The 22,779-nt window shown below is 61.2% G+C and carries 22 protein-coding genes; 16 read left to right on the top strand and 6 right to left on the bottom strand.

Features of this window, described 5'->3' with window-relative positions; genetic code table 11:
- Positions 1-79: 79 nt before the first annotated feature.
- The 5 genes from ACR0NT_RS10800 (at position 80) to ACR0NT_RS10780 (ending at position 4,535) form a co-directional block, all read left to right on the top strand.
- Complete coding sequence (locus tag ACR0NT_RS10800) at positions 80-2,047, top strand: family 1 glycosylhydrolase (protein WP_170673869.1); 1,968 nt, start codon at positions 80-82, stop codon at positions 2,045-2,047.
- Between the two features lie 18 nt (positions 2,048-2,065).
- Positions 2,066-2,992: a carbohydrate kinase family protein gene (locus ACR0NT_RS10795; RefSeq protein ID WP_170446651.1), complete on the top strand. Its 927-nt coding sequence runs from the start codon at positions 2,066-2,068 to the stop codon at positions 2,990-2,992.
- Positions 2,993-3,008: 16 nt separating this feature from the next.
- Positions 3,009-3,680: a D-lyxose/D-mannose family sugar isomerase gene (locus ACR0NT_RS10790; RefSeq protein ID WP_170446653.1), complete on the top strand. Its 672-nt coding sequence runs from the start codon at positions 3,009-3,011 to the stop codon at positions 3,678-3,680.
- Positions 3,681-3,793: 113 nt separating this feature from the next.
- Entirely contained in the window at positions 3,794-4,051 is a 258-nt protein-coding gene (locus ACR0NT_RS10785; RefSeq protein ID WP_170446655.1) for a hypothetical protein, read from the top strand.
- Positions 4,052-4,061: 10 nt separating this feature from the next.
- Positions 4,062-4,535: a hypothetical protein gene (locus ACR0NT_RS10780; protein ID WP_170446657.1), complete on the top strand. Its 474-nt coding sequence runs from the start codon at positions 4,062-4,064 to the stop codon at positions 4,533-4,535.
- Between the two features lie 6 nt (positions 4,536-4,541).
- On the opposite strand, the gene ACR0NT_RS10775 is transcribed toward ACR0NT_RS10780, so the two are convergent.
- The 4 genes from ACR0NT_RS10775 to ACR0NT_RS10760 are packed head-to-tail and all read right to left on the bottom strand — an operon-like array spanning position 4,542 to position 9,841.
- Complete coding sequence (locus tag ACR0NT_RS10775) at positions 4,542-5,711, bottom strand: acetate/propionate family kinase (RefSeq protein WP_170446659.1); 1,170 nt, start codon at positions 5,709-5,711, stop codon at positions 4,542-4,544.
- Positions 5,704-7,098: a bifunctional enoyl-CoA hydratase/phosphate acetyltransferase gene (locus ACR0NT_RS10770; protein WP_170446661.1), complete on the bottom strand. Its 1,395-nt coding sequence runs from the start codon at positions 7,096-7,098 to the stop codon at positions 5,704-5,706. The genes ACR0NT_RS10775 and ACR0NT_RS10770 overlap by 8 nt, the downstream gene beginning before the upstream one ends.
- Positions 7,095-9,518 carry a DUF3141 domain-containing protein gene (locus ACR0NT_RS10765; protein WP_170673871.1) on the bottom strand — a complete coding sequence of 808 codons (2,424 nt, stop codon included), beginning with the start codon at positions 9,516-9,518 and terminating at the stop codon, positions 7,095-7,097. Before ACR0NT_RS10765 ends, ACR0NT_RS10770 begins: the two co-directional genes overlap by 4 nt.
- Complete coding sequence (locus ACR0NT_RS10760) at positions 9,488-9,841, bottom strand: hypothetical protein (RefSeq protein ID WP_170446665.1); 354 nt, start codon at positions 9,839-9,841, stop codon at positions 9,488-9,490. Before ACR0NT_RS10760 ends, ACR0NT_RS10765 begins: the two co-directional genes overlap by 31 nt.
- 160 nt (positions 9,842-10,001) lie before the next feature.
- Here ACR0NT_RS10760 and napF point away from each other — a divergent pair, with 160 nt between their 5' ends.
- From napF to ACR0NT_RS10720, 8 genes are read left to right on the top strand one after another with little or no spacing between them, the layout of a single operon-like run.
- Positions 10,002-10,517 carry a ferredoxin-type protein NapF gene (napF, locus tag ACR0NT_RS10755; RefSeq protein ID WP_170673873.1) on the top strand — a complete coding sequence of 172 codons (516 nt, stop codon included), beginning with the start codon at positions 10,002-10,004 and terminating at the stop codon, positions 10,515-10,517.
- Complete coding sequence (locus ACR0NT_RS10750) at positions 10,514-10,807, top strand: chaperone NapD (RefSeq protein WP_170326570.1); 294 nt, start codon at positions 10,514-10,516, stop codon at positions 10,805-10,807. Before napF ends, ACR0NT_RS10750 begins: the two co-directional genes overlap by 4 nt.
- Entirely contained in the window at positions 10,804-13,296 is a 2,493-nt protein-coding gene (gene napA, locus ACR0NT_RS10745; RefSeq protein ID WP_170673875.1) for a nitrate reductase catalytic subunit NapA, read from the top strand. Before ACR0NT_RS10750 ends, napA begins: the two co-directional genes overlap by 4 nt.
- Before the next feature lie 27 nt (positions 13,297-13,323).
- Positions 13,324-14,142: a ferredoxin-type protein NapG gene (gene napG, locus ACR0NT_RS10740; protein WP_170673878.1), complete on the top strand. Its 819-nt coding sequence runs from the start codon at positions 13,324-13,326 to the stop codon at positions 14,140-14,142.
- A complete protein-coding gene (gene napH, locus ACR0NT_RS10735) occupies positions 14,139-15,056 on the top strand; it encodes a quinol dehydrogenase ferredoxin subunit NapH (protein ID WP_170446673.1) in 918 nt (305 codons plus the stop codon). Before napG ends, napH begins: the two co-directional genes overlap by 4 nt.
- A 12-nt stretch (positions 15,057-15,068) precedes the next feature.
- Positions 15,069-15,506 (top strand): nitrate reductase cytochrome c-type subunit, encoded by a 438-nt coding sequence (locus ACR0NT_RS10730; RefSeq protein ID WP_170446675.1) that lies wholly within the window; start codon positions 15,069-15,071, stop codon positions 15,504-15,506.
- 29 nt (positions 15,507-15,535) lie between these two features.
- The gene (locus ACR0NT_RS10725; RefSeq protein ID WP_170446676.1) at positions 15,536-16,237 is read left to right on the top strand and encodes a NapC/NirT family cytochrome c; all 702 of its coding nucleotides are present in this window, start codon (positions 15,536-15,538) and stop codon (positions 16,235-16,237) included.
- A gap of 12 nt (positions 16,238-16,249) precedes the next feature.
- Positions 16,250-16,507, top strand: coding sequence for a hypothetical protein (locus ACR0NT_RS10720; RefSeq protein WP_170446678.1), 258 nt, complete (start codon positions 16,250-16,252; stop codon positions 16,505-16,507).
- A 67-nt stretch (positions 16,508-16,574) separates the two neighbouring features.
- On the opposite strand, the gene ACR0NT_RS10715 is transcribed toward ACR0NT_RS10720, so the two are convergent.
- Both ACR0NT_RS10715 and ACR0NT_RS10710 read right to left on the bottom strand, forming a co-directional pair.
- Positions 16,575-17,609 carry an NADP-dependent oxidoreductase gene (locus ACR0NT_RS10715; RefSeq protein WP_170673881.1) on the bottom strand — a complete coding sequence of 345 codons (1,035 nt, stop codon included), beginning with the start codon at positions 17,607-17,609 and terminating at the stop codon, positions 16,575-16,577.
- 91 nt (positions 17,610-17,700) lie between these two features.
- Positions 17,701-18,618: a GlxA family transcriptional regulator gene (locus ACR0NT_RS10710; protein ID WP_480443049.1), complete on the bottom strand. Its 918-nt coding sequence runs from the start codon at positions 18,616-18,618 to the stop codon at positions 17,701-17,703.
- 98 nt (positions 18,619-18,716) lie between these two features.
- Between ACR0NT_RS10710 and ACR0NT_RS10705 the strand changes: the two genes are divergently transcribed.
- The 3 genes from ACR0NT_RS10705 (at position 18,717) to ACR0NT_RS10695 (ending at position 22,777) form a co-directional block, all read left to right on the top strand.
- Positions 18,717-19,877, top strand: coding sequence for an acyl-CoA dehydrogenase family protein (locus ACR0NT_RS10705; RefSeq protein ID WP_170673883.1), 1,161 nt, complete (start codon positions 18,717-18,719; stop codon positions 19,875-19,877).
- Between the two features lie 101 nt (positions 19,878-19,978).
- Positions 19,979-21,994, top strand: coding sequence for an acetate--CoA ligase family protein (locus ACR0NT_RS10700; RefSeq protein WP_170673885.1), 2,016 nt, complete (start codon positions 19,979-19,981; stop codon positions 21,992-21,994).
- 3 nt (positions 21,995-21,997) lie between these two features.
- On the top strand, positions 21,998-22,777 hold the full coding sequence (locus ACR0NT_RS10695; RefSeq protein ID WP_170673887.1) for a carnitinyl-CoA dehydratase: 780 nt from the start codon (positions 21,998-22,000) through the stop codon (positions 22,775-22,777).
- The last annotated feature ends 2 nt before the right edge of the window (positions 22,778-22,779 follow it).

Below are 22,779 nucleotides of genomic sequence, written 5' to 3'. Positions count from 1 at the left end.
AACCCGCATCAAACTGGAATGCCGGAGGCCAAGCTGATAGGTGGCGATCCTACCGGTCTCGCCGCAACAGGTACTGATCATGCAAAATATCCGCGCTGATTTTCCCAAAGACTTCCTCTTTGGCTTTGCGACCTCTGGTGGCCATCACGATTCTGAACCGCTGAACCTTGGTCCGGTGCAAATGGCCGGGTTTGATTGCTATCGTTTTTTGACCCGTTGGGCGCATGTCCTGCCCGAAGGCCGGGGACCGGTGAACCACACCGGACTGGACCATTACGACCGGCTGGCCGATGCCTTGCTGGAGCATGGTATGCGCCCTTGTGTAACGCTTTGTGGCAACGATCTTCCGTTGGCGCTAGCCGATCTGGGCGGCTGGCGAAACCGCAATATTGCAGATTGGTTTGCCGATTACACCGAGACCCTCATAGGTCGCATCGGTGATCGCATGTTCAGTGTTGCGCCCATGGATGCGCGTGCGGGCTTCGGCGACCCGGATTTGCGCGATGTCCGCGCCGCCACGCGCGGAATGCATCATATGCTGTTGGCGCATGGTCGCTCGATTGAGGCGATGCGTGGGCTGGGCATGACCAATCTGGGCGTGGAGGCCCCTCTGGAATTGTTGGAAAACAGCCCTTGGACCGCCGATCTGTTAGGCGGGGTATTCAACAAGACCTACCCCGAGGGCGCGCTGGATCGCTTGGAGCCATACCTGCCCGCAGGCTGGCAAGACGACTTCGACATTATCGGTTCCCCAGTCGATTGGTGCGGTCTGCAGTGCGAAGCCAACGGGCTGATCGACCCCGCAGCCCTGATCAACATCCAGCAAAGCTACACCAAAGACCTGCCCATCTATCTTATCGGAAACGGCAACTCGGGACGCCAGAAAGATCCTGCCGGGCTTAATCAGCATCTGTCACCCGTGCGCAAGGCTCTGGAACAGGGCGTGCCGGTGAAGGGTCTGTTCATCCGGACATCTGGGCTTGAAGACCTGCCCGCTTTGGCAACAGGGCCGGTATCGTTGCCGCTTGCGCAGCCCGCCGGAGCCATGCGCGAGCATTGGAATCTGGTTGCCGATATCGGCGGCACCAATACACGGCTGGGTGTGATCTCGAATGGCAAGCTGACCGACTTGCGCAAATACCCGACAGGCACCCTGCCCGAATTGCTCGCGGCGTTTCACGGCCTGCGCGACGAGATCGGCACCGATCCGCGCGCCGTGGTTGCTGCCGGCGCCGGACCGGTAAAAGACGGGACGATCCGCCTGACCAACGCCAATCTCGATCTGTCCGAGGGTGATATCGGCAGGGCAACCGGCGCGCAGCACACCTTTGTAATTAACGACTTCACCGCTGCGGCCTGGTCGGTTGCCGAGATCACCGGCAATGATGTCGAGGTTCTGCAAGGCACCGCAGCCCCGCCCCCCGGCACCAGGCTGGTGGTGGGACCGGGCACCGGGCTTGGTGTCGGCGCCCTGCTCTATTCCGATGGCCGCTACCACACCGCATCGGGCGAAGGCGGTCATATCGGCCTGTCTCCGCGCCACTTGGATGAGGTCGAGATTTTCCGCGCGGCCCGTCACATCGCGCCGGATTGCTTTTTCGACGATACCCTGGTGCTTGAAGCCGAAATGTTCCTCAGCGGCACGGGTTTGCCGATCCTGTATCAAGCCGCCGGAATGGCCGCCGGGCAGGCCAATACACCACAGCGCAACGCCCGGGACATTCTGGAAGACGCCCGCACGCAAACCGACCCGGTCGCAGTGAAAGCCGCGCATATGTTTACCACCCATCTGGGCGCGGTGATGGGTGATCTGGCCGTGGTGCTCATGCCCTTGGGCGGTGTGTTCCTTGTGGGCGGTGTCGCCGAAAAGAACCGCTGGCTGTTCAAGGATGCATTTCGCAACGCTTTCAACGCCGGAGGGCGATTCAGCGATTTGCGGCGGTCGTTCAACCTCTATGTCTCGGAACAGGATGAATTTGGCATTGTTGGCGCTAACAATTTCTGCAAAAGTGTGCTCGCGCGGCAGAATGCGCGCCCGACCCCATGAAACAGAAAGGACCACGGCATGATTCTATGCTGCGGTGAAGCCCTGATCGACATGATCCCCACCCCGACCGTTTCGGGCGGAAAAGGGTTTGTGCCCCATTCCGGCGGCGCCATCTTCAACACGGCCATTGCGCTGGGGCGATTGGGGGTTCCGGCCGGGCTGCTGACGGGGCTGTCTTCGGATATGTTCGGGGAACAATTGGCCGAGGCCCTGCGGGCCAGCCATGTGGACAGCAGTCATGTGATCCGCGCGGACCGCCCCACCACGCTGGCCTTTGTGCAGTTGAAGGGCGGGCAGGCAACCTACAGCTTCATGGATGAGAACTCGGCCGGGCGGAGGTTGATGCCCGAAGACATGCCCGACCAGTTGTCCGCCGTGTCGGCGCTGTATTTCGGCGGGATCAGCCTGGCCTGTGAACCCTGCGCGGATGCTTATGCCGCGCTGCTGGACAAGCATGGGGCGGACCGGGCGGTGATGATCGACCCGAACATCCGGCCGGATTTCATCGAGGACCAGACCCGCTATCGCACCCGTCTGAACGGCATGATCGCGCAGGCGGATATCGTGAAGGTCTCGGATGAGGATCTGGACTGGATCGTCCCCGGCCCTGAAACCATCGCCGAGAAAGTGCCGCTGCTGCTGCAGGCGGGACCTGCGGTTGTCATCGTGACACGAGGCAGCGACGGTGCGTCCGGTTATCTGGCGGATGGGTCCGAGACGTCGGTCCCTGTTCCACCTGTCGAAGTGGTCGATACGGTCGGAGCAGGCGACACCTTCAACGCCGGCGTTCTGGCAGAATTCGAACACGCGGGGCACCTGAGCAAACCTGCCCTACGCGCCCTGACCCCCGACCAGCTGCGGTCCGCCCTCGCCAAAGGAGCTGAGGTTGCTGCCGTCACCGTATCCCGCGCCGGAGCAAACCCGCCCTGGTCGCACGAGCTTTGACCCATAAGAGACCGACATGAAACGATCCGACATAAACACCATCAAAACCGAGGCCGAAGCCTTTATCCGCTCGTTCGGTGCGGTGCTGCCACCCTTTGCCAACTGGTCACCGGATCAAATGCGCAGCGACAAAGCCGCCGGCATTCGCGAACGCGGGTTGGGTTGGGATATCACCGATTATGGGCAGGGCCGCTTTGACGAACTTGGCCTGTTTCTGTTCACCCTGCGCAATGGCGATGTGGGGGATTTGAACAGCGGTCGCGGTATGCTCTATGCGGAAAAGCTGCTGGTCTCACGCGACAAGCAGCTGTCGCCGATGCACCGTCATATCGTCAAGGCCGAGGATATCATCAATCGGGGCGGCGGCGATCTGGTGATGGAGATCTATGCCTCGGACTCAGAAGGCGGCATAGACCGCGACACTCCCGTTGTCGTGCCCAGCGATGGCTGCCCGGTCACGATCAAACCCGGTGAACTGCTGCGCCTGAAACCGGGCGAAAGCGTCACCCTGATGCCCGGCATCTGGCACGCGTTCTGGGCCGAAAAGGGCGATTGCCTGATCGGAGAGGTCTCGACCGTCAATGACGACCGCACCGATAACGTGTTCGAAGATCCCATCCCGCGTTTCGCCACCATCGAAGAAGACGCCGCACCCGATTTCCTTCTGGTTGCGGACTACTATGCCTGAAAAAAGATAAGTCCCTTTTCCTAAACCGGAAAAGCGCATTAACATGGTCCTTGAAGCCGGGGTTAGGGTGTTCGCCTCAACCCGCGCGCACCCATTGCAAAAGGACCGGTCCCATGGTCACGAAAGCCGAGCTTGAAGCCCAGGTCGCCGAACTGCGGCGCCAACTGGCCGAGCAAACTGCGGCCAGTCAAAAGGCACCCGAGCCCGAACCGCATGACACGGTGGCCGACAGGATAGCCGAAAATTTCGACAATTGGTCAGGTCAGTTGGAAGAAGCCCTGACCGAGCTGGAAGACCTGCCCCACAAGCGGCCGATCCTGTTTGCCCTGGGCATTTTCACGCTTGGCTATCTGCTAGGCCGGTCCCGGTAGGAGCCCAATCATGAGCCGCATTTCCCGCAATATTTCAATCGTACTGCGCGCCGAAAGGCTGATTGCGCAACGCCATGTGGCGGTGGCCGCACGGCGCACCGGGTTCTACGCTGCTGCGGGGCTCGCCGTCGGGTTGGCCGTCATCATGCTGAATGTGGCCGGATTCTTCTGGCTGTCGGCAAGCCTGTCGAAACCGCTGGCGGCGCTTATCATGGCGGGGGCCAACCTGCTGCTGGCGCTGATCCTTGCTCTGCTGGCCAACACGCAGAGTGCACAGGCCGATACCACAGCGGCGGTTGAACTCCGCGACATGGCCTTGCAGGACATCGAAACCGAGGTAACAGACACCCTGTCCGAGGTGCGCGGCACCGTGACGGGCCTCCGCCGCGATCCGCTGGGCGCGCTGACGCCTGATGTCATCAGCGCGATCCTGGGGACGTTGGTCCGGTATGCCCGGCGGCGTAAAAACAAGCCGGACCAGTAGCGACGGTTACATTATCTGCGCCGCTGCGCGGGCGATCACCATCTCTTCGTTCGTGGGGATCGTCAGAATCCGAACGCGGCTGAAATCGGTCGACAGAACCGTGCCGCCATCGGCATTTCTGTTATGGTCCATGTCAATCCCGATCCAGCGCATCCCGTCACACACCTGCTGACGGATTTGGGCCGAGTTCTCGCCAACCCCGCCGGTAAAGACCAGCGCGTCGATGCCCTCCAGCGCGGCTGACAGCGCGCCCAGTTCACGGCGGATGCGGAACACGTAATAGTCGATGGCCTTGCGCGCGTCGGGCGTGTCAGCCGCCAACAGGGTACGCATATCCGATGAGATACCCGAAAGGCCGAGCAAGCCGGATTTGCGATAGAGCATCTCGGCGATTTCGTCCGCCGACATGCCTTCCTGTTGCATCATATACAGCACAACACCGGGGTCCAGCTGACCGCAGCGGGTGCCCATCGGCAACCCGTCCAGCGCCGAAAAGCCCATGGTCGATGCCACGGCCCGCCCGCCCGAGACCGCACACATCGAAGCCCCGTTGCCCAGATGCGCGATGACCACGCGACCGTCGTAAAGCCCCGGGGCGATTTCTTTCAGCTTCTGCGAGATATAATCGTAGCTCAGACCGTGAAAACCGTACCGGCGCACGCCTTTTTCATAGTAGCCCTGCGGCAGGGCGAATGTGTCGTTGACCCATGGATGCGTCCGGTGGAACGCGGTGTCGAAACAGGCAACCTGAACGGTGTCGGGAAAGGCGGCGCTGGCGGCGCGGATACCGGCCAGGCTGTAGGGTTGGTGCAGCGGCGCAAAGGGGATGAACCCTGTCAGCGTTTCAATGACTTTGTCATCGATCTGCACAGGCTCTGAATAAACGGTCCCGCCATGCACGACCCGGTGGCCAATCGCGCGGATGTTGATGTTCGGCAGATACTCTTGGGCCATATCCAAAAAGGCCTGAATGGCCTCATCATGGCTCTTGGCATTGGTGAGCGGCCGGTCGACCGAGCGCCCTCCGGCAGATTGCGCCAGCAATCTGGGCGCGTCCCCCAGACGTTCGATCTGGCCATGCCAGCGCATACTGGGGCGGTTGCCCTCGGCCAGTTCGTACAATCCGAATTTTAACGAAGAAGATCCGGCATTCAGCGCAAGAACATAGTCAGCCATGGAATTTACCTTTGTTCGCAAGCGCGTGCAGCGCCGCCACCGCGCACGAGGCCAGACGCGACGCATCGTCATCCGACCGCGATGTCAGAATGATCGGCACGGTGGCGCCAACAACGATCCCAGCTGCCTCGGCATGTGAGATAAATGTCAGCTGTTTCGCCACCATGTTGCCCGCTTCGATATTCGGCGCCACCAGGATATCCGCCACCCCCGCGACCTCGGAGGTGATCCCCTTGGTGCGCGCCGCATTCAGATCGACCGCGTTGTCCATCGCCAGAGGGCCATCAACCAGACCGCCGGTGATCTGACCCCGCTCGGCCATTTTCGACAGCAGTGCCGCATCGACGGACGAGGGCATATGCGGGTTGATCGTCTCAACCGCTGACAACACGCCAACCTTGGGCGTTTCGATCCCGATGGAATGCGCCAGGTGGATGGCGTTCTGCACGATATCGGCCTTGGTTTCGAGGTCCGGAGCAATGTTGACCGCCGCATCCGTCACCATGATCGGTCGTGACATGCCCGGCACGTCCATCACGAACACATGTGACAGGCGCCGCCCGGTCCGCAGCCCCCTGTCGCGGCGCAACACCGCGTGCAGCAGCACATCCGTATGCAGATGCCCCTTCATCAGGGTCTCAGCCTTGCCTTCGACAACCAGGTCGACGGCGCGGTGGGCGGCGATCTCGTGGCCGCTGGCCTCGATAACTTCGATCCCCGACAGATCGGCACCCAGCTCAGCCGCAGCAGCAGCGATCTTGTCCGGGTCACCCAACAGGATCGGCGTGATGATGCCCTTGGCCTTGCCCAGCAGCGCGCCGCCCAGCGAATTCGGCTCTTCCGGCGCGATCACCGCAGTGGGCATCGGGTCCATCGGTTCGGCTTTTGCGATCAACGCGTCGAAGTGACGGTGGCGCTGAACGATCAGGCCGGGCACTTCAACCGAGTCGAAGGCCATCTGCTTGGCCGGTGGCGTGACCTGCACCTCACCGCTGAGGACCAGCGCGTTGTCACCGACGCGGCGCACCTTGGCGGCACACAGCAAGTCACCATCCGCGCGTTTTTCGATCACGGTGACAAAGGCGGTGACTTCGTCACCTGCCACCACGGGAAGGTGGAACGTCAGATTGGCCGAACGGGCCTGGGTCCCGGCACCGGGCAGGATATTGCCCAGAACCGCCGCAATCAGACCAGCAGGCCACAGGGCCGGGGCGACCGCCTCGGGGCGACCATCGCCATCGCCGTCATATCCCGCCAGGTGCAACGGGTTGTGATCGCCCGAGGCTGACGCAAAGGCGTAAAGATCGTCGATTGTGCACAGGCGCGTCAGCTGCGCTTCGTCCCCGACCTCCACCTGCGCGTAAGTGCGGTTTTGTTCTATCTTCATAGCGGCTTGGCCTTGTTCACTGCGGCAGCCTTGCGCGCCCGGGATTTGGGGGCAGGTTTGGCCGGTGCATCGGATTTCTTTTCGATCTCAGCAAGATCGAGTGTCTCGTACAGCGCCTGCGCCATCTCTACAAGCTCGGGCGACGGGTTCGGGATATCGCCCAGGACACGTTTGATCAGATCCACCGCCTGTTTTCTGTCCGAGGCGCGCGGCAGCAGATCGGGCAACGAATCCATCGCGCCCTGTTCGTCAAAGGTCACGATCACGGTCTGTTCGTGCAGCATCCGCTGGCGTTGTTCGACAGTCAGGTCCTTGAAAGGCGCCTCATTGCGGAACACATGCGCCCAGCGATGCAGAATCTCGGCCCGGAAGCTTTGATTGCTATCGCCTAGCAGGATCAGAAGACGGATCACCGCCTCGGGCAGCCCGCCCTGCTTCATATGCGCCAACGCAGCCTCGACCTGCGGCAGGGACCGCAGGGTTTCGGGATCGGGCAAGGTGCGATGCGCGGCGTATTTCTTGCCGAACCACGCAGCCAGCGGCCCACCCCAGAGGGTAAAGAACGTGGCCTCATACCACGCATCGCGCAGGTCGCGGTTCAGATCCATGACCTGTTCGATCCAGTCGGCGGTCAGTTTCTCAAGCTCAAGGAAAGGACTGTCCGGCGCGGCGGGGTCACGTTGTTCGCGCACCGTATCGGCCAGATGCTCCACGCCCTTCATCACCGGGTTCGCCGATGACATGGCAGCCCGCTGAACCCGCAGCGGATGCAGGTCGCGCAGCGTCTTCGCCCCCATCGGTGTGGACAGGGACCGGACAAGAGGACGCCCGAAGGTTTCGTAGATATTGGCCTGCACTTCGGACATATGCGCCACGGCGGCAAAGCTGGCTTCGTCCTCCTGACCATCATCCAGCGCGGCCAAGTCTTCGAGGTTTCGGTCATAGAACCGGACTTCGAACTGCTTGTCCTGGCCCTCGCCTTCGGTGTTCTCGATCACCATCTCATAAAGACCCGGCGCCATCGCCTCGACCGTTTCCAAGGTCGAGGCCAGCTCGGTATGTTCCTTCCGCGCCACTTTGGACGAGACGAAGATGCCCAGATGGCCGACCTCGTCATGCAGCATGTAGATGATCCGCTGGCCACGCAGGCGGATTTCCTCTTCATCCGCATAAGTGGCAGCAATCCAGTTCAGTGCCTGCTGCGGCGGCGTGATGTTGTCGCCCTGGCTGGCGAAGACAAAGATCGGGCCTTTGATGGCCTTGATATCCACCGGTACGCCCGGCTCAAGCTGAGCGGTGTTCTTGACCAGCCGATTGCCGACAAACAGCTGCTCGACAATCCAATGGATTTCGGCCTCGTTCAGAATGAAATAGCCACCCCACCAGCGCTCGAAATCGATGAAGCGTTTCCAGCCCGCTTCGGGGTCGCGGTATAGGTCGAAATATTTGCCGAAATAGTTCCGGCCGGGGTTCAGTTGTTCGAAGTTCATCACCAGATTGGCGCCGTCGAACTTGCCCGTGCCCAGATCGGACCAGAACATCGGCTGCCATGTGCCCCCCAGGACACCTGCGTTATAGCGCATCGGGTTCTCGCCTACCTCACCCGACCACGGCGCAACCGGCGCACCGTTCAGGATCAGCGGCCCGGTCAGGTCCGGGTTGCAGGCGGCCATCAGCAGGGTTGCCCACCCGCCCTGACAATTTCCGGTCACCACGGGCTGCGGGCTGTTCGGGTGGCGCGCCCGCACGGTGCGCACGAACCCGGCCTCGGCGTGCATGACATCGGCAAGGGTCTGGCCGGGCACCGGATCACGCCCGAAACTGACGAAATAGACGGGATGACCCTTGGACAGGGCAACGCCCACCTGACTGTCCGGCTTAAAACCCCCGATCCCGCCACCGTGCCCTGCGCGCGGATCAATGATGATATAAGGGCGTTTCGTATCCTCAACCGTGACACCCTTGGGCGGCAGAATGCGCAGCAACTGGTAGTTGCAGGCGCGTTTCAGGGTCTGTCCGTCAACGATGACCTCATTGTCATAGATCAGCACCGGCGGGCAGCCCGCAGCCTCATGCTGCAGAAACACGTCACCCCGTTCACGCAGTGCATCCATGGTCAGCACCACCCGCTGCGAGGCGTCTTTCAGATACGCGGCCCAGTCCTTTGCCATGGAGTGCGAACGCGTAAGGCGCTGTGACACATCGGCAAATCCCTGCATCAGGTTCCGGGTGCGTTCCGCGTGGGCTTCGGCAATCTTCTGCGACTGCAATCGAGAGGACTGCGACAGCAGGTGCCACTGCACGCCTGACTGATCCAGCGCGCGGGTCACAATATCAAAGGTCCGATCCTGAACTGCGGCCGCATCCTGCGCCATCTCGGACCCAAGTTTCAGCGAGGTCTTCTGCACATTTGAAAACATGAGCCTGTCCTTTTCCCGACGATGCCATTGCCGCCGTCAACAAGGTGAATGCCGCCGATGAGGTTGATGGCCGCGCCGCTGGCCAGAAATTCGGCGCGGGCGATGCCTTGGCGATCAATTGGTGATTGGTCCCGTCCAGCTTGAACATTCGGGCCGGTCCTTTCGCACATTCTGCGGTGCAGCATATCGAGTTTCAATATGGGACTCAATTTCAGTGCTGCAATGCCGCATAGCAAGAAATCACAACAACATAATTCGGACACGTGGAACGAGGCCGTTTGGCAGGATATCCGCCTAAAAATAAGGCCGAATCGGCGACTCATCCCTGCCTCGACAACCCAGCCGACAGCTTTGACCCGTCAAAGGGTCCACAAAAGGATGAAAAATAAAGCAGACGTTTATGATCTGGATCAAAATTCATCAAACTTAGAAACGCTATTGAGGTACCATAGAAGAAGAATCAAACGCGAACAGTCCAGCCGCATGAGCCAGATGACGAGCCGCCGAGCGTTTCTACGCGCCAGCATGTTCCGCGAGGGCAGCAATACCGTCCGCCCTCCGGGCTCGGTTGTGCCCGGCTTTGTGGATCAATGCACCAAATGCGGTGACTGCGCCGAGGCCTGCCCCGAAAACGTGATTGCGACTGACCAGGATGGTTTCCCGGTGTTTCGGCCCGGCGACGATCCCTGCACCTTTTGTGGCGATTGCGCCAGGGCCTGCCCGACGGACGCTCTGCAAGTCGAACGTCTGGCCGACTGGCCGTGGCAGGCCGCCATTCAGGAGGCCTCGTGCCTGTCCATGAACGGAGTCAGCTGCCGCGTCTGTCAGGACAATTGCGAACAGGACGCCATCCGGTTCAGGCTGCAACTGGGCGGACGGGCTGAACCGTCGCTGGATATCGATACCTGCAACGGATGCGGTGCCTGCGTGGCGCTCTGCCCCGCCGATGCTGTCGCGTTTGAACGTCGGCCCATAACTCAAACGGAAACGGTTCAATGAATATCTGCGGTTGCCTTGCACATGTTGCACAAGAACAGACCGACGCCGCGGCGCAAACCATGCGCGACACACCGGGCGTCGAAGTTCACGCCCAGGCCGAAGACGGCCGTTTCGTCATCGTTGTCGAAGATACACCCGACCGCCTTGCGTCCGAGATCATCATGGATCTGCATCAGATCCCCGGAGTGATTTCTCTGACGCTGACTTATCACCATTTCGAGGATCTCGCGGAAAGCGCTCCGCATCCCGAGGCCCCAAGCCAAACCACCAGCCGGAGGCTCACGCTATGACTACTTCAGAATCTCGCCGGACTTTCCTCAAGGCCTCTGCGGCCGCTGCAACTGCGTCTGCCGCAGGCATCCCTCTGGCCACCGGTCAGGCCGTTGCGCAAACCGGTGCCCCCGATATCCGCTGGGACAAGGCAGCCTGCCGGTTCTGCGGCACTGGCTGCTCGGTCCTGGTTGGCACCAAGGACGGCCGCGTTGTCGCCACCCAGGGCGACCCGGACGCGCCGGTCAACCGCGGCCTGAACTGCATCAAGGGCTATTTCCTGTCCAAGATCATGTACGGCAAGGACCGCCTGACCACCCCGCTGCTGCGCAAAACCAACGGCGAATACGACAAGAATGGCGAGTTCGAGCCGGTCAGCTGGGACGAAGCCTTTGACGTCATGGCCGCCAAGTGGAAAGAGGCGCTGGCCAAGAAAGGCCCGACCAGCATCGGCATGTTCGGGTCCGGTCAATGGACCGTCTGGGAAGGCTATGCCGCCGCCAAGATGATGAAGGCCGGGTTCCGGTCGAACAATATCGACCCGAACGCGCGGCACTGCATGGCCTCGGCCGTTGTGGGCTTTATCCGCACTTTCGGCATCGACGAGCCGATGGGCTGCTATGACGACCTCGAACACGCGGACACCTTCGTTCTGTGGGGCTCGAATATGGCCGAGATGCACCCGATCTTGTGGTCACGCCTGACCGACACGCGCCTGACCAAGCCGGGCTGTGAGGTGCACGTGCTGTCGACCTACGAGCACCGCTCGTTCGAGCTGGCCGATAACGGTATGGTGTTTGCGCCGCAAACCGATCTGGCGATCCTGAACTATATCGCCAACTACATCATCCAGACCGGCGCGGTGAACGAAGAGTTCGTCCAGAACCACGTCAACATCACCAAAACCGCCACCGATATCGGCTATGGCCTGCGCGACAATCACCCGCTGCAGGAAGCCGCCGCGAACCCCAATGTCGGCAAGATGGAACCGATCAGCTTTGAGGAATATGCCGAGGCGGTTTCGAAATACACGCTGGAATACACCTCGGAACTGTCCGGCGTGCCTGCCGACAAGCTGGAGCGTCTGGCCAAGCAATACGCCGACCCCAACCGCAAGGTCATGAGCCTGTGGACCATGGGCTTTAACCAGCACACCCGCGGATCCTGGGTGAACTCGCTGATGTACAACGTGCACCTGCTGGTTGGTAAAATCTCGGAACCCGGCAACTCGCCCTTCTCGCTGACCGGTCAGCCCTCGGCCTGTGGCACGGCGCGCGAGGTCGGCACCTTTGCCCACCGTCTGCCTGCCGACATGGTGGTGATGAACGACAAGCACCGCGAGATTTGCGAAACCGCATGGAACGTACCCGCAGGCACTATCCCGCCCAAACCCGGCTTCCACGCTGTTCTGCATCACCGCAAGCTGAAAGACGGCGATCTGAATGCCTATTGGGTACAGTGCACCAACAACATGCAGGCCGCGCCCAACATCAACGAAGAAGGCTATCCCGGCTATCGCAACCCGGAAAACTTCATCACCGTTTCGGACCCCTATCCGACCGTCACGGCTGTCTCTGCCGACCTGATCCTGCCCACCGCCATGTGGGTCGAGAAAGAAGGCGCCTATGGCAACGCCGAACGCCGCACCCAGTTCTGGCGCCAGCAGGTCAAGGCACCGGGTGAGGCCAAGTCGGATGTCTGGCAGGTGATGGAATTCTCGAAACGCTTCACCGTCGAAGAAGTCTGGGGCGAGGAATTGCTGGCCACCATGCCCGAACATCGCGGCAAGACCATGTATGACGTGCTGTTTGCCAATGGCGTAATCGACAAATACCCGCTGTCCGAGACCGCCGAAGGGTTCGACAACGACGAATCCGAACACTTTGGCTATTACGTCCAGAAAGGCCTGTTCGAAGAATATGCCGAGTTCGGGCGCGGCCACGCGCACGATCTGGCGCCGTTCGAAACCTATCACCAGGCGCGTGGTCTGCGCTGGCCGGTCGTGGATGGCAAGGAAACGCTCTATCGGTTCCGCGAAGGCTATGACCCCTACGTGCCTGAAGGCGCGGGCGTGAAGTTCTATGGCAAGAAGGATGGCAAGGCCAATATCATCTTTGCCCCTTACGAACCCGCCGCCGAAGAGCCGGATGAAGAATATGATCTGTGGCTCTGCACCGGGCGCGTGCTGGAACACTGGCACACGGGCTCGATGACTCGCCGCGTGCCGGAACTGCACCGTTCGTTCCCGTCGGCCGTCGTCTATATGCATCCGCAGGACGCCAAGGACCGCGGCCTGCGGCGCGGGCAAGAGATCGTGATCTCAACCCGTCGCGGCGAGGTCACCAGCCGGGTCGAGACCCGTGGACGCAACAAGGCCCCGCGCGGGTTGGTGTTCATGCCGTTCTTCGACGAACATCAGCTGACCAACAAGCTGACGCTGGACGCAACCTGCCCGCTGTCGAAAGAGACCGACTTCAAGAAATGCGCGTGTAAGATCGAACGCGCGTAACCGGGAAGGATCGCAAAGGTAGTCCCCATGTCCCTGACCGGTACTCCTCTCTCGCCGCAACGGCGCCGATTCCTGCAGGATTCGGCGCGCGCGGCAGGCGGCTGCGTGGTCGCCGGGTCATTGCTGGCCTGGCTGGCCCGCGATGCCCGCGCGCTGCCGGCCGAGGCATTGCGCCCGCCCGGCGCATTGCCGGAAAAAGAGTTCCTGTCGGCCTGCATCCGCTGTGGGCTCTGCGTGCGGGACTGCCCTTACGACACTCTGAAACTGGCTGAGCTTGGGGTCGATGCCGTTGCCACCGGCACGCCCTATTTCACGGCGCGTGATGTGCCGTGCGAAATGTGCGACGACATCCCCTGCGTCGCCGCCTGCCCCACCGGTGCGCTGGATCCGGGGCTGGACAATATCGACGATGCCAATATGGGCGTTGCGGTTCTGGTCGATCAGGAAAACTGCCTGAACTTCCTCGGCCTGCGCTGTGACGTTTGCTACCGCGTCTGCCCCGTCATTGACGAGGCGATCACGCTGGAGACTGCGCACAACAACCGCTCGGGTCATCATGCGATGTTCATTCCCACCGTGCATGCCGATCACTGCACCGGCTGCGGCATGTGCGAGAAAAGCTGCGTTCTTCCCGAAGCCGCGATCAAGGTTCTGCCCGCCCGACTAGCGCGCGGCAGCAGTGCGGATCACTATCGCAAAGGATGGGAAGAAAAAGAGACCCACGGCGGCCCCCTTGTGGACGGTCTCATCGACCTGCCCGACCGCCTGCCGGGACCGGGTACGGACAACCTGGCCGCGCCGGGCGGCTTCACGCCATCTTATAATCTTCCGGGGACTGGACAATGAGCGCCCGTACCCATCTGCCGGTCGGACAAGAGGCCATGGCCGCCAAGGGCTGGATCGGCGCGCACCGTTTCCTGCTGCTGCGCCGCGCCAGCCAGCTGTTCTTTCTGGCCCTGTTCCTGCTGGGCCCCTGGTTCGGTATCTGGATCGTTCAGGGCACGCTGGCGGGGTCGCTGACCCTGGGCGTGCTGCCCCTGACCGATCCGCTGGTGCTGTTGCAAAGCACCGTGGCCGGGCATTGGCCCGAACTGACCGCGCTGATCGGCGGGGTGATCGTTCTGGTCGCCTATGCGCTGATCGGGGGCCGCGTCTATTGTTCCTGGGTCTGCCCGATCAACCCGGTGACCGATGCCGCAAACTGGCTGCACCGTCGACTGGATCTGCCAAAAGGCTGGCAACCAAAGCGCAACACGCGCCTCTGGGTGCTGGCGACGGTGCTGATCGTCTCGGGCCTGACCGGCGTGATCGCGTGGGAATTGGTCAATCCGATCACCATGCTGCATCGCGGGCTGATCTTTGGTGCCGGTTTCGTCTGGACCCTGATCGCCGCAATCTTCATCTTTGATCTGATCGTCGCGCGCCACGGCTGGTGCGGCCATATCTGCCCGGTCGGCGCCTTCTATGGCCTTATCGGCAGCAAAAGCCTGCTGCGGGTCAGCGCTGCCAACCGGACGGCCTGTGACGATTGCATGGACTGCTACGCGGTCTGCCCCGAAAACCAGATCATTTCGCCCGCATTGAAGGGCAAGCCCGGCACGACACCGCTGATCCTGTCGCCGGACTGCACCAATTGCGGCCGCTGCATCGATGTCTGCGCCGTCGATGTTTTCCAATTTACTCACCGGTTCGACGATCATGTCGTCGCACCTTCCGATCCAGTTCCCGCGCCCGAGCCGCGCGAAGCCAGACCTATCTAAGGGAGTGCCAAGATGAAAAAATCAATCGTGACAGGCGGAATTGCCCTGATCCCCGTTTTGCTCCTGAGCGGGTTCGCCCTTGCCCAGTCAGCCCAGGTGGAAACCCTGCGCGGGGCAGATGTAGATGAGCCCATCCCCCTGCATCAGATCCACAAGGATGTCGAAGGGCGCATGCAGCGCAACTATCGCCAGCAACCGCCGCTGATCCCGCATTCGGTCGAGCAGTACCAGATCGACGTGCGCACCAACCAGTGCCTGTCCTGCCACGACTGGACCAAGGCCGGCGACCGCAACGCGCCGACCCTGTCGATGACCCACTACCTGGATCGCGACGGCAACGAGTTGGACCAAGTGGCAGGCACCCGGTATTTCTGTAACCAGTGCCACGTCCCTCAGGCGGATGCTCCTGCGTTGGTCGACAACGTGTTTGAACCCTCGTCCGGCAACTAATCCAACGCAAGTCTGAAAGGAGCACCGACATGGCAGACTCCCCCGAAAAACGCGGATGGATAGGCCGCATCTGGAACGCAATCTGGACACCGGCTGTCATGTTCAGCTCGGGCTTTCTGGTGTTGGCAGGTTTTCTGGCCGGTATCCTGTTCTGGGGCGGGTTCCACTGGACCCTTGAACTGACCAATACCGAGGAATTCTGTACCTCGTGCCACACGATGGAAACCAATCTGGGCGAATATCGCGAGACGATCCACTACAACAACCACTCGGGCGTGCGCGCGATCTGTTCCGACTGCCACGTGCCGCATGAGTGGAACCACAAGATCAAGGCCAAGATCATGGCCGTCAAGGACGTCTATCACGAGCTGGCAGGCACCATCAGCACGCCTGAAAAATACGAAGAACACCGGCTGAGCATGGCCTCGGCCGTGTGGAAAAAGATGAAGGCGTCTGACAGCCGCGAATGCCGCAACTGCCACAACTTCGACTATATGGACTTTACCATTCAGGAAACCCGCGCCGCGTCTGAACACCAGCGCGCGATCGACAACAACATGACCTGCATCGACTGTCACCAGGGTATCGCGCACACTCTGCCGCCAAACTACCTTGAGACCTATCAGGAAATTACCGAAGAGCTGGCTGGCGAACCCTCGGGCAAGCTGCAGCAACAGGTGGCGGATGGCAGCGCAGAAATCCGGTCATTCCTGGCCGATCAGGCGGAATAAGAGGGGCAAGACATGCTGGAATTTCTTGGAACAATCGGGGCCAACGTCATCAGCCTGCCGGGTATTCTGGGACTTGCGCTGGGGATGATGACACGGCGTGTGTGGCTGGGCGGCCTGATGGGCGGTGCGGTCGGCGTGCTGGAAACGCTGGTCTTTGCCCATTGGAACTTTGCCAATGTCGAAACGATCGAGCTTTTGATTGCCGTGGTTGTCGGTCTGTGCGCCGGTTCGCTGGGCTCAGCCATCCGCATCAAGGGCACAACGGCTTGAATTTACCGGCCTGAGAAAAGTTCACCCGGTGCCTGGCGCCGGGTGAACGTGTTTTAGGGGGCGAGAATTACGCCCCTACATTGACCACCATTTTTCCGAAATTACCGCCGCTCAGCAGTTGGTTCAGGGCCTCGGGCGCGTTTTCCAACCCGTCGACCATGTGTTCCTTATACTGGATCGACCCATCGGCAATCCATCCGGTCATGTCACGGCGGAACTCCTCGTACACCTCACGCGTGAAGCTATCGAAAATAATGAATCCCTGCATTTTCACCTTCATGCGCAGCAAGGTGCCCATGATTGCAGGGCCCATATCCGGCCCGTCGGGCAGCCCCGGCAGGTTGTACCACGCGACAACACCGCAGACCGGTATCCGTGCAAACGGGTTCAGCAGCGGCAATACCGCATACAGCACCTTGCCGCCGACGTTTTCAAAATAGACGTCGATCCCGTCCGGGCAGGCCTGTTTCAACTGCTCGGCAAAATCCGGCGCCTTGTGGTCGATACAGGCGTCGAATCCCAAATTCTCAACGATATGCGCGCATTTCTCCGCACCACCCGCGACGCCGACGACCCGGCAGCCTTTGAGCTTTGCGATCTGCCCAACCGTGGCCCCCACTGGCCCGGCAGCAGCCGCAACCACCACGGTTTCACCCGGCTTCGGCTCACCGATTTTCAGCAGACCGGCATAGGCGGTATAGCCGGGCATTCCAAGGATTCCCAATGCCCAGGACGGGTTCTGCGGTGACTTGCCAAGGTTCATAACCTCGGCCCCATCCGAAATCGCATAATCCTGCCACCCGCTGCCCGACAGGACATAGTCCCCGGCCTCAAACCCTTTCAGATTCGACGTCACGACCTGCCCAACGACCTGCGCAGTCATGACACCGCCGATGGCCACGGGTTCGGCATAAGATTTCGCGTCGTTCATGCGCCCGCGCATGTAGGGGTCGAGAGACAGGTAGACCGTGCGCACCAGCATCTCATTCGGTCCGGGGGTCGGAACCTCAGCCGTGGTCAGGCGCAGCGTGTTTTCGTCGGGCTGGCCGCTGGGGCGTTCGTTCAGAACGATCTGTCGGTTGACGTCTGGGGATTGTGCCATGTTCTGACTCCTTTGTTCTGGATCTCGTTCTGTGACTTGGGTTTGCCTCGCCACTGTGCAGAAAGCGTAAGGGTCCGCAACGTCCTATACCTCAACTGCCGTTGCGGAACGCGGTTGGCGTTTGCCCGAACTCGGTCTTGAACGCGCGGGTCATGGCGCTGGCGTTCTCATAGCCGCAGCGCCCGGCGATTTCGGCGATGGACTGTTCCGTCTCTTCCGCCAACTTGCGCGCAAGGTTCAGGCGCAGGCGCCGGTACAGCGCCTGCGGCGTGGTTTTCAGTTCAGCCTGAATCCGCGCCTCGATCCGCTTTTGCGAACATCCGATCTTGCGCGCGACCTCTTTGATCGGCAGCGGCGTTTCCAGATTCGCCTGCATCACGGTCAGCGCCCGATTGACCAGAGTGTCTTCGGATTTCAGCGGCAGCGCATAATGATCCGCGCTGCCCCGGCTCATCAGCAGATGCGCAACCTCCATCGACAGCAGCGGCCCGTGATCGCGGCGAATAAGGGCCGAGGCCAGATCAAACGCCGCCATCGCCCCGGAACAGGTCAACCGGTCGCCGTCGATGACAAACCGCTCGTGGACCGCGTCGACGGAAGGGAAGGTCTCTTCGAACCGGGCCAGTTCGTCCCAGTGAATCGTCGCCCGATGATCGTTCAGCAACCCGGCCCGCGCCAACAGCCAGCTGCCCGTGTCCAGACCCGCCAGCTGCGTGTGTTTTCCCGCAGCCGTCAGCACCGCGCGGGTGGTTTCGCGCGTGTCCAGTTTGAGAAAACCATAAGACGGCATGACCACCAGCACGTCTCCGCGCTGATCGCTCAGGGCCCCATTCGGCGTGACGGCAAGACCGCTGGAGCTTTCAACCACCCCTCCATCAATCGAACAGAATCGCCACGCGTACAGGGCCTGCCGTGACAGTGTATTTGCGGCGCGCAACGGCTCGACCATGTTGGCCAAGCAGTGGTTCGAGAACCCATCGAACAGCAATATGTTATATTGCCGGGTCAAATTTTTTCCAACTCTGCACGATTCTGAGCCAACTCTGCATGTCGTCACACTGCGCAATGCCGTTTCCTGCGTCAATCACCTATCTAAGGATACGCGCCATGCAGTTTGGTCTGTCAGAAGAACAGGAAATGATCGTTTCGACTGTTCGCAGCTTCGTTGAAAACGAAATCTACCCGCACGAGGCCGAGGTTGAACGCACCGGTCAGGTCCCGCACGAACTGGGTGAGCAGATCAAACAGAAATGCATCGATTTGGGCTTTTACGCCTGCAACTTCCCCGAAGAGGTCGGCGGCGCCGGCCTATCGCATCTCGATTTTACTCTGGTCGAGCGGGAACTCGGTCGTGGATCGATGGCGTTGACGCATTTTTTTGGCCGTCCGCAGAACATTCTGATGGCCTGTAACGATGAACAGCGTGAACGCTACCTGCTGCCCGCCGTGCGCGGTGAGAAAATGGACGCGCTGGCGATGACCGAACCGGACGCAGGGTCCGACGTGCGTGGCATGAAATGTCAGGCGATGCGCGATGATGGGGATTGGGTCGTGAACGGTTCAAAGCACTTCATCTCGGGCGCTGAACACGCGGATTTCTTTATCGTTTTCATCGCAACTGGCGTGGATGAAACCCCGAAGGGCCCCAAGAAACGCATCACCACGTTTCTGGTGGATCGCGGCACACCCGGCTTTGAAGTGCGCGAGGGCTACAACTCGGTCAGCCACAAGGGTTACAAGAACTACATCCTGTATTTCGACAATTGTCGCCTGCCCGACGCGCAGGTTCTGGGCGAGGTCGATGGCGGTTTTGCAGTGATGAACGAATGGCTTTACGCGACCCGTCTGACGGTTGCGGCGTTCTCAGTCGGGCGTGCGCGCCGGTGCTTTGACTACGCTCTGAACTATGCCGCCGAGCGCAAACAGTTCGGTCAGCCCATTGGCAAGTTCCAGGGCATCGGCTTTCAGATCGCCGACATGATCACCGAGATCGACGCCGCTGACTGGCTGACCCTATCCGCTGCGTGGCGCCTGGACGAGAACCTGCCCTCGAACCGCGAAATCGCCTCGGCCAAACTGTACGCATCCGAGATGCTGGCACGGGTCACCGACACCACGCTGCAGATCTATGGCGGCATGGGCCTGATGGATGACTTCCCGATCGAGCGTTTCTGGCGCGATGCCCGCGTTGAGCGCATCTGGGACGGCACCAGCGAGATTCAGCGTCACATCATCAGCCGCGATCTTCTTCGTCCCCTCGGCGCATAAGACCACGTCCCGGCGGTGGGCGGACTCTGGCATCAAATGCTCTCAACCTGCCAGGGCCCGCTCTCCGTCGTTTATTTCCAACGACACGATCAGGATCGTCGATGAACAGAGATCTTACCCGGCTGCTGCGCCCGAAAACCATTGCCGTCATTGGGGGCGGCGCCTGGTGCCAACAGGTTATTCTGCAATCGGAACGCATGGGTTATGCGGGTCAAATCTGGCCGGTGCACCCCAAGGCGACAGAAATCGCGGGCCATTCGGTCTATGGGCACCTCGAAGACCTGCCCGAGGCCCCCGACGCCGTGTTCATCGGCATCAACCGACACGCCACGATCGAGGCGGTTCATATCCTATCCAGCATGGGCGCTGGTGGCGCGGTGTGTTTTGCCTCGGGCTTTTCCGAGGCAGCGGCCGAGGATGACATGGGCAGAGACCTGCAGGACCAGTTGATCGCAGCCGCCGGGGACATGCCCATTCTGGGGCCGAACTGCTATGGGTTCATCAATGCGCTGGACGGCGCGCTGCTGTGGCCGGATCAGCATGGGGCGACCCCGGTCGAAAAAGGCGTTGCGATCCTGACGCAAAGTTCAAACATCTCGATCAACCTGACTATGCAGAAACGCGGCCTGCCGATTGCCTATATGGTGACCTGCGGGAACATGGCGCAGACCAGCCAAGCCGAGATCGCGTCGGCCCTGATCGACGATCCGCGTGTGACCGCCGTGGGCCTGCATATCGAAGGCTTCAAGGATATCCGCGAATGGGAAGCGCTGGCCGCCAAGGCGCACAGCAAAGGCATCCCGCTGGTCGCGCTCAAGGTCGGCGCGTCGGAACAGGCGCAGGCGGCGACCGTGTCGCACACCGCGTCGCTGGCAGGCAGCGATGCCGGCGCTCAGGCCTTGTTGGAACGTCTGGGTATCCCGCGCCTGTCCGCCCTGCCCGATTTTCTTGAAACGCTGAAGCTGCTGCATTGCTATGGCCCTCTGCCGGGCGGCAACATCGCCTCGATCAGCTGTTCGGGGGGCGAGGCCAGCCTGATCGCGGATATAGCCGTAGGCACCGGCCTGACCTTCCCGCGCCTGACCGACGACAAGAAAACCCGCCTGCGCGATGCGCTCGGGCCGATGGTCGCGCTGAATAACCCGTTGGATTATCACACCTATATCTGGCGCGACGAAGAGGCGATGGCCAAAGCGTGGTCCGGCATGACCGGCGACGATATCGACCTGACCTTCTCGATCGTCGACTATCCGACAACTGACGCGACCGACTGGACCTGTGCCTCGCGTGCGGCGATGAAAGTCCGCGCCGAAACCGGCGCGCGGTTTGCCATTGTCGCGACATTGCCGGAACTTCTTCCTGAAGACGTCGCGCAGGAGCTTACGGCTGGAGGCGTTGTGCCCTTCATGGGTCTGCGCGAAGCACTGGCCGCCACCCGCGCGGCGGCTCAGGTCGCGGCTCCCTCCACGCATCCGGTCTGGCTACCGGGAACCGCCGAGGCCAACCGGATCCTGACCGAGGGCGAATCCAAACAGGCGCTGGCCGATTGTGGCTTGCGGATCCCGCAAAACCGCACCGTGCGCGGGCCGGACGAAGCCCAAGCCGCAGCACAGCAAATGGAGGCTCCTTTCGCCGTAAAGGGCGTTGGTCTTGCGCATAAATCCGAGCATTCCGCCGTTCGCTTGGGCGTTCAGGCCGAAAACGTGGCAGATGTCGCCGCCGATATCGGCACCAACGAGATTCTGATCGAAGAGATGGTCACCGGAACCGTTGCCGAATTGCTGGTCGGTGTGGTCCGCGATCCGGCACACGGTTTCGTGCTGACCTTGGGCGCAGGCGGTGTGCTGACCGAGGTTCTGCGCGATACAGCATCCTTGCTGGTGCCCAGCACGCCCGACGATATCCGCGCCGCCCTGGGCAAGCTGAGAATTGCACCGCTGCTGGCAGGCTATCGCGGCCAACCGGCGGCTGATATGGATGCGATCATAGCCGCAGTTGAGGTCGTTCAGGCCTATGTCATGCAAAATGCCGACACGCTTGGCGAGGTCGAGATTAACCCGCTCCTCTGCACGCCCGACAAAGCGGTTGCGGTGGATGCCCTCATTAGAAAGGCCTGAGATATGGACCCGATCAAAACCCACCGCGAAGGGGCGATCCTTGAGGTGACGCTGGACCGGCCCAAGGCCAATGCCATCGACCTCGCCACCAGCCGCAGAATGGGCGAGGTCTTTGCCGAATTCCGTGATGACCCGGAACTGCGCGTGGCCATCCTGACCGGCGCGGGCGAGAAGTTCTTCTGCCCCGGCTGGGACCTGAAAGCTGCCGCCGATGGTGACGCTGTCGATGGCGACTATGGCGTTGGCGGTTTCGGCGGCCTGCAGGAACTGCGCGATCTGAACAAGCCGGTCATCGCCGCGGTGAACGGCATCGCCTGCGGTGGCGGGCTGGAACTGGCGATCTCGGCGGACATGATCCTGGCTGCTGAGCACGCCACCTTTGCCCTGCCTGAAATCCGCTCGGGCACCGTGGCCGATGCGGCCAGCGTCAAGCTGCCAAAACGCATCCCCTATCACATCGCCATGGAGCTGCTGTTGACCGGCCGCTGGTTTGATGCCGAGGAAGCCAACCGCTGGGGTCTGGTGAACGAAATTGTCGCCGCCGATCAGCTGATGGATCGCGCATGGGAGCTGGCCCGCCTGCTGGCCTCGGGTCCCCCTCTGGTCTACGCCGCGATCAAGGAGGTCGTGCGCGACGCCGAAGACAGCAAGTTCCAGGACGCGATGAACCGCATTACCAAGCGCCAGTTGCGCACCGTTGACGTTCTATACGCCAGCGACGACCAGCTGGAAGGCGCCCGCGCCTTTGCGGAAAAACGCGACCCGGTCTGGAAGGGCAAGTAAAA

The organism is Ruegeria sp. AB10, assembly GCF_056542745.1.
This window is presented reverse-complemented; position numbering and strand designations above follow the sequence as displayed.

Bases quoted from the DNA above. Each gene is read 5' to 3' on its own strand.
- ACR0NT_RS10800 (WP_170673869.1), top strand. From the start codon at position 80: ATGCAAAATATCCGCGCTGATTTTCCCAAAGACTTCCTCTTTGGCTTT.
- ACR0NT_RS10795 (WP_170446651.1), top strand. From the start codon at position 2,066: ATGATTCTATGCTGCGGTGAAGCCCTGATCGACATGATCCCCACCCCG.
- ACR0NT_RS10790 (WP_170446653.1), top strand. From the start codon at position 3,009: ATGAAACGATCCGACATAAACACCATCAAAACCGAGGCCGAAGCCTTT.
- ACR0NT_RS10785 (WP_170446655.1), top strand. From the start codon at position 3,794: ATGGTCACGAAAGCCGAGCTTGAAGCCCAGGTCGCCGAACTGCGGCGC.
- ACR0NT_RS10780 (WP_170446657.1), top strand. From the start codon at position 4,062: ATGAGCCGCATTTCCCGCAATATTTCAATCGTACTGCGCGCCGAAAGG.
- ACR0NT_RS10775 (WP_170446659.1), bottom strand. From the start codon at position 5,711: ATGGCTGACTATGTTCTTGCGCTGAATGCCGGATCTTCTTCGTTAAAA.
- ACR0NT_RS10770 (WP_170446661.1), bottom strand. From the start codon at position 7,098: ATGAAGATAGAACAAAACCGCACTTACGCGCAGGTGGAGGTCGGGGAC.
- ACR0NT_RS10765 (WP_170673871.1), bottom strand. From the start codon at position 9,518: ATGTTTTCAAATGTGCAGAAGACCTCGCTGAAACTTGGGTCCGAGATG.
- ACR0NT_RS10760 (WP_170446665.1), bottom strand. From the start codon at position 9,841: ATGAGTCGCCGATTCGGCCTTATTTTTAGGCGGATATCCTGCCAAACG.
- napF (WP_170673873.1), top strand. From the start codon at position 10,002: ATGAGCCAGATGACGAGCCGCCGAGCGTTTCTACGCGCCAGCATGTTC.
- ACR0NT_RS10750 (WP_170326570.1), top strand. From the start codon at position 10,514: ATGAATATCTGCGGTTGCCTTGCACATGTTGCACAAGAACAGACCGAC.
- napA (WP_170673875.1), top strand. From the start codon at position 10,804: ATGACTACTTCAGAATCTCGCCGGACTTTCCTCAAGGCCTCTGCGGCC.
- napG (WP_170673878.1), top strand. From the start codon at position 13,324: ATGTCCCTGACCGGTACTCCTCTCTCGCCGCAACGGCGCCGATTCCTG.
- napH (WP_170446673.1), top strand. From the start codon at position 14,139: ATGAGCGCCCGTACCCATCTGCCGGTCGGACAAGAGGCCATGGCCGCC.
- ACR0NT_RS10730 (WP_170446675.1), top strand. From the start codon at position 15,069: ATGAAAAAATCAATCGTGACAGGCGGAATTGCCCTGATCCCCGTTTTG.
- ACR0NT_RS10725 (WP_170446676.1), top strand. From the start codon at position 15,536: ATGGCAGACTCCCCCGAAAAACGCGGATGGATAGGCCGCATCTGGAAC.
- ACR0NT_RS10720 (WP_170446678.1), top strand. From the start codon at position 16,250: ATGCTGGAATTTCTTGGAACAATCGGGGCCAACGTCATCAGCCTGCCG.
- ACR0NT_RS10715 (WP_170673881.1), bottom strand. From the start codon at position 17,609: ATGGCACAATCCCCAGACGTCAACCGACAGATCGTTCTGAACGAACGC.
- ACR0NT_RS10705 (WP_170673883.1), top strand. From the start codon at position 18,717: ATGCAGTTTGGTCTGTCAGAAGAACAGGAAATGATCGTTTCGACTGTT.
- ACR0NT_RS10700 (WP_170673885.1), top strand. From the start codon at position 19,979: ATGAACAGAGATCTTACCCGGCTGCTGCGCCCGAAAACCATTGCCGTC.
- ACR0NT_RS10695 (WP_170673887.1), top strand. From the start codon at position 21,998: ATGGACCCGATCAAAACCCACCGCGAAGGGGCGATCCTTGAGGTGACG.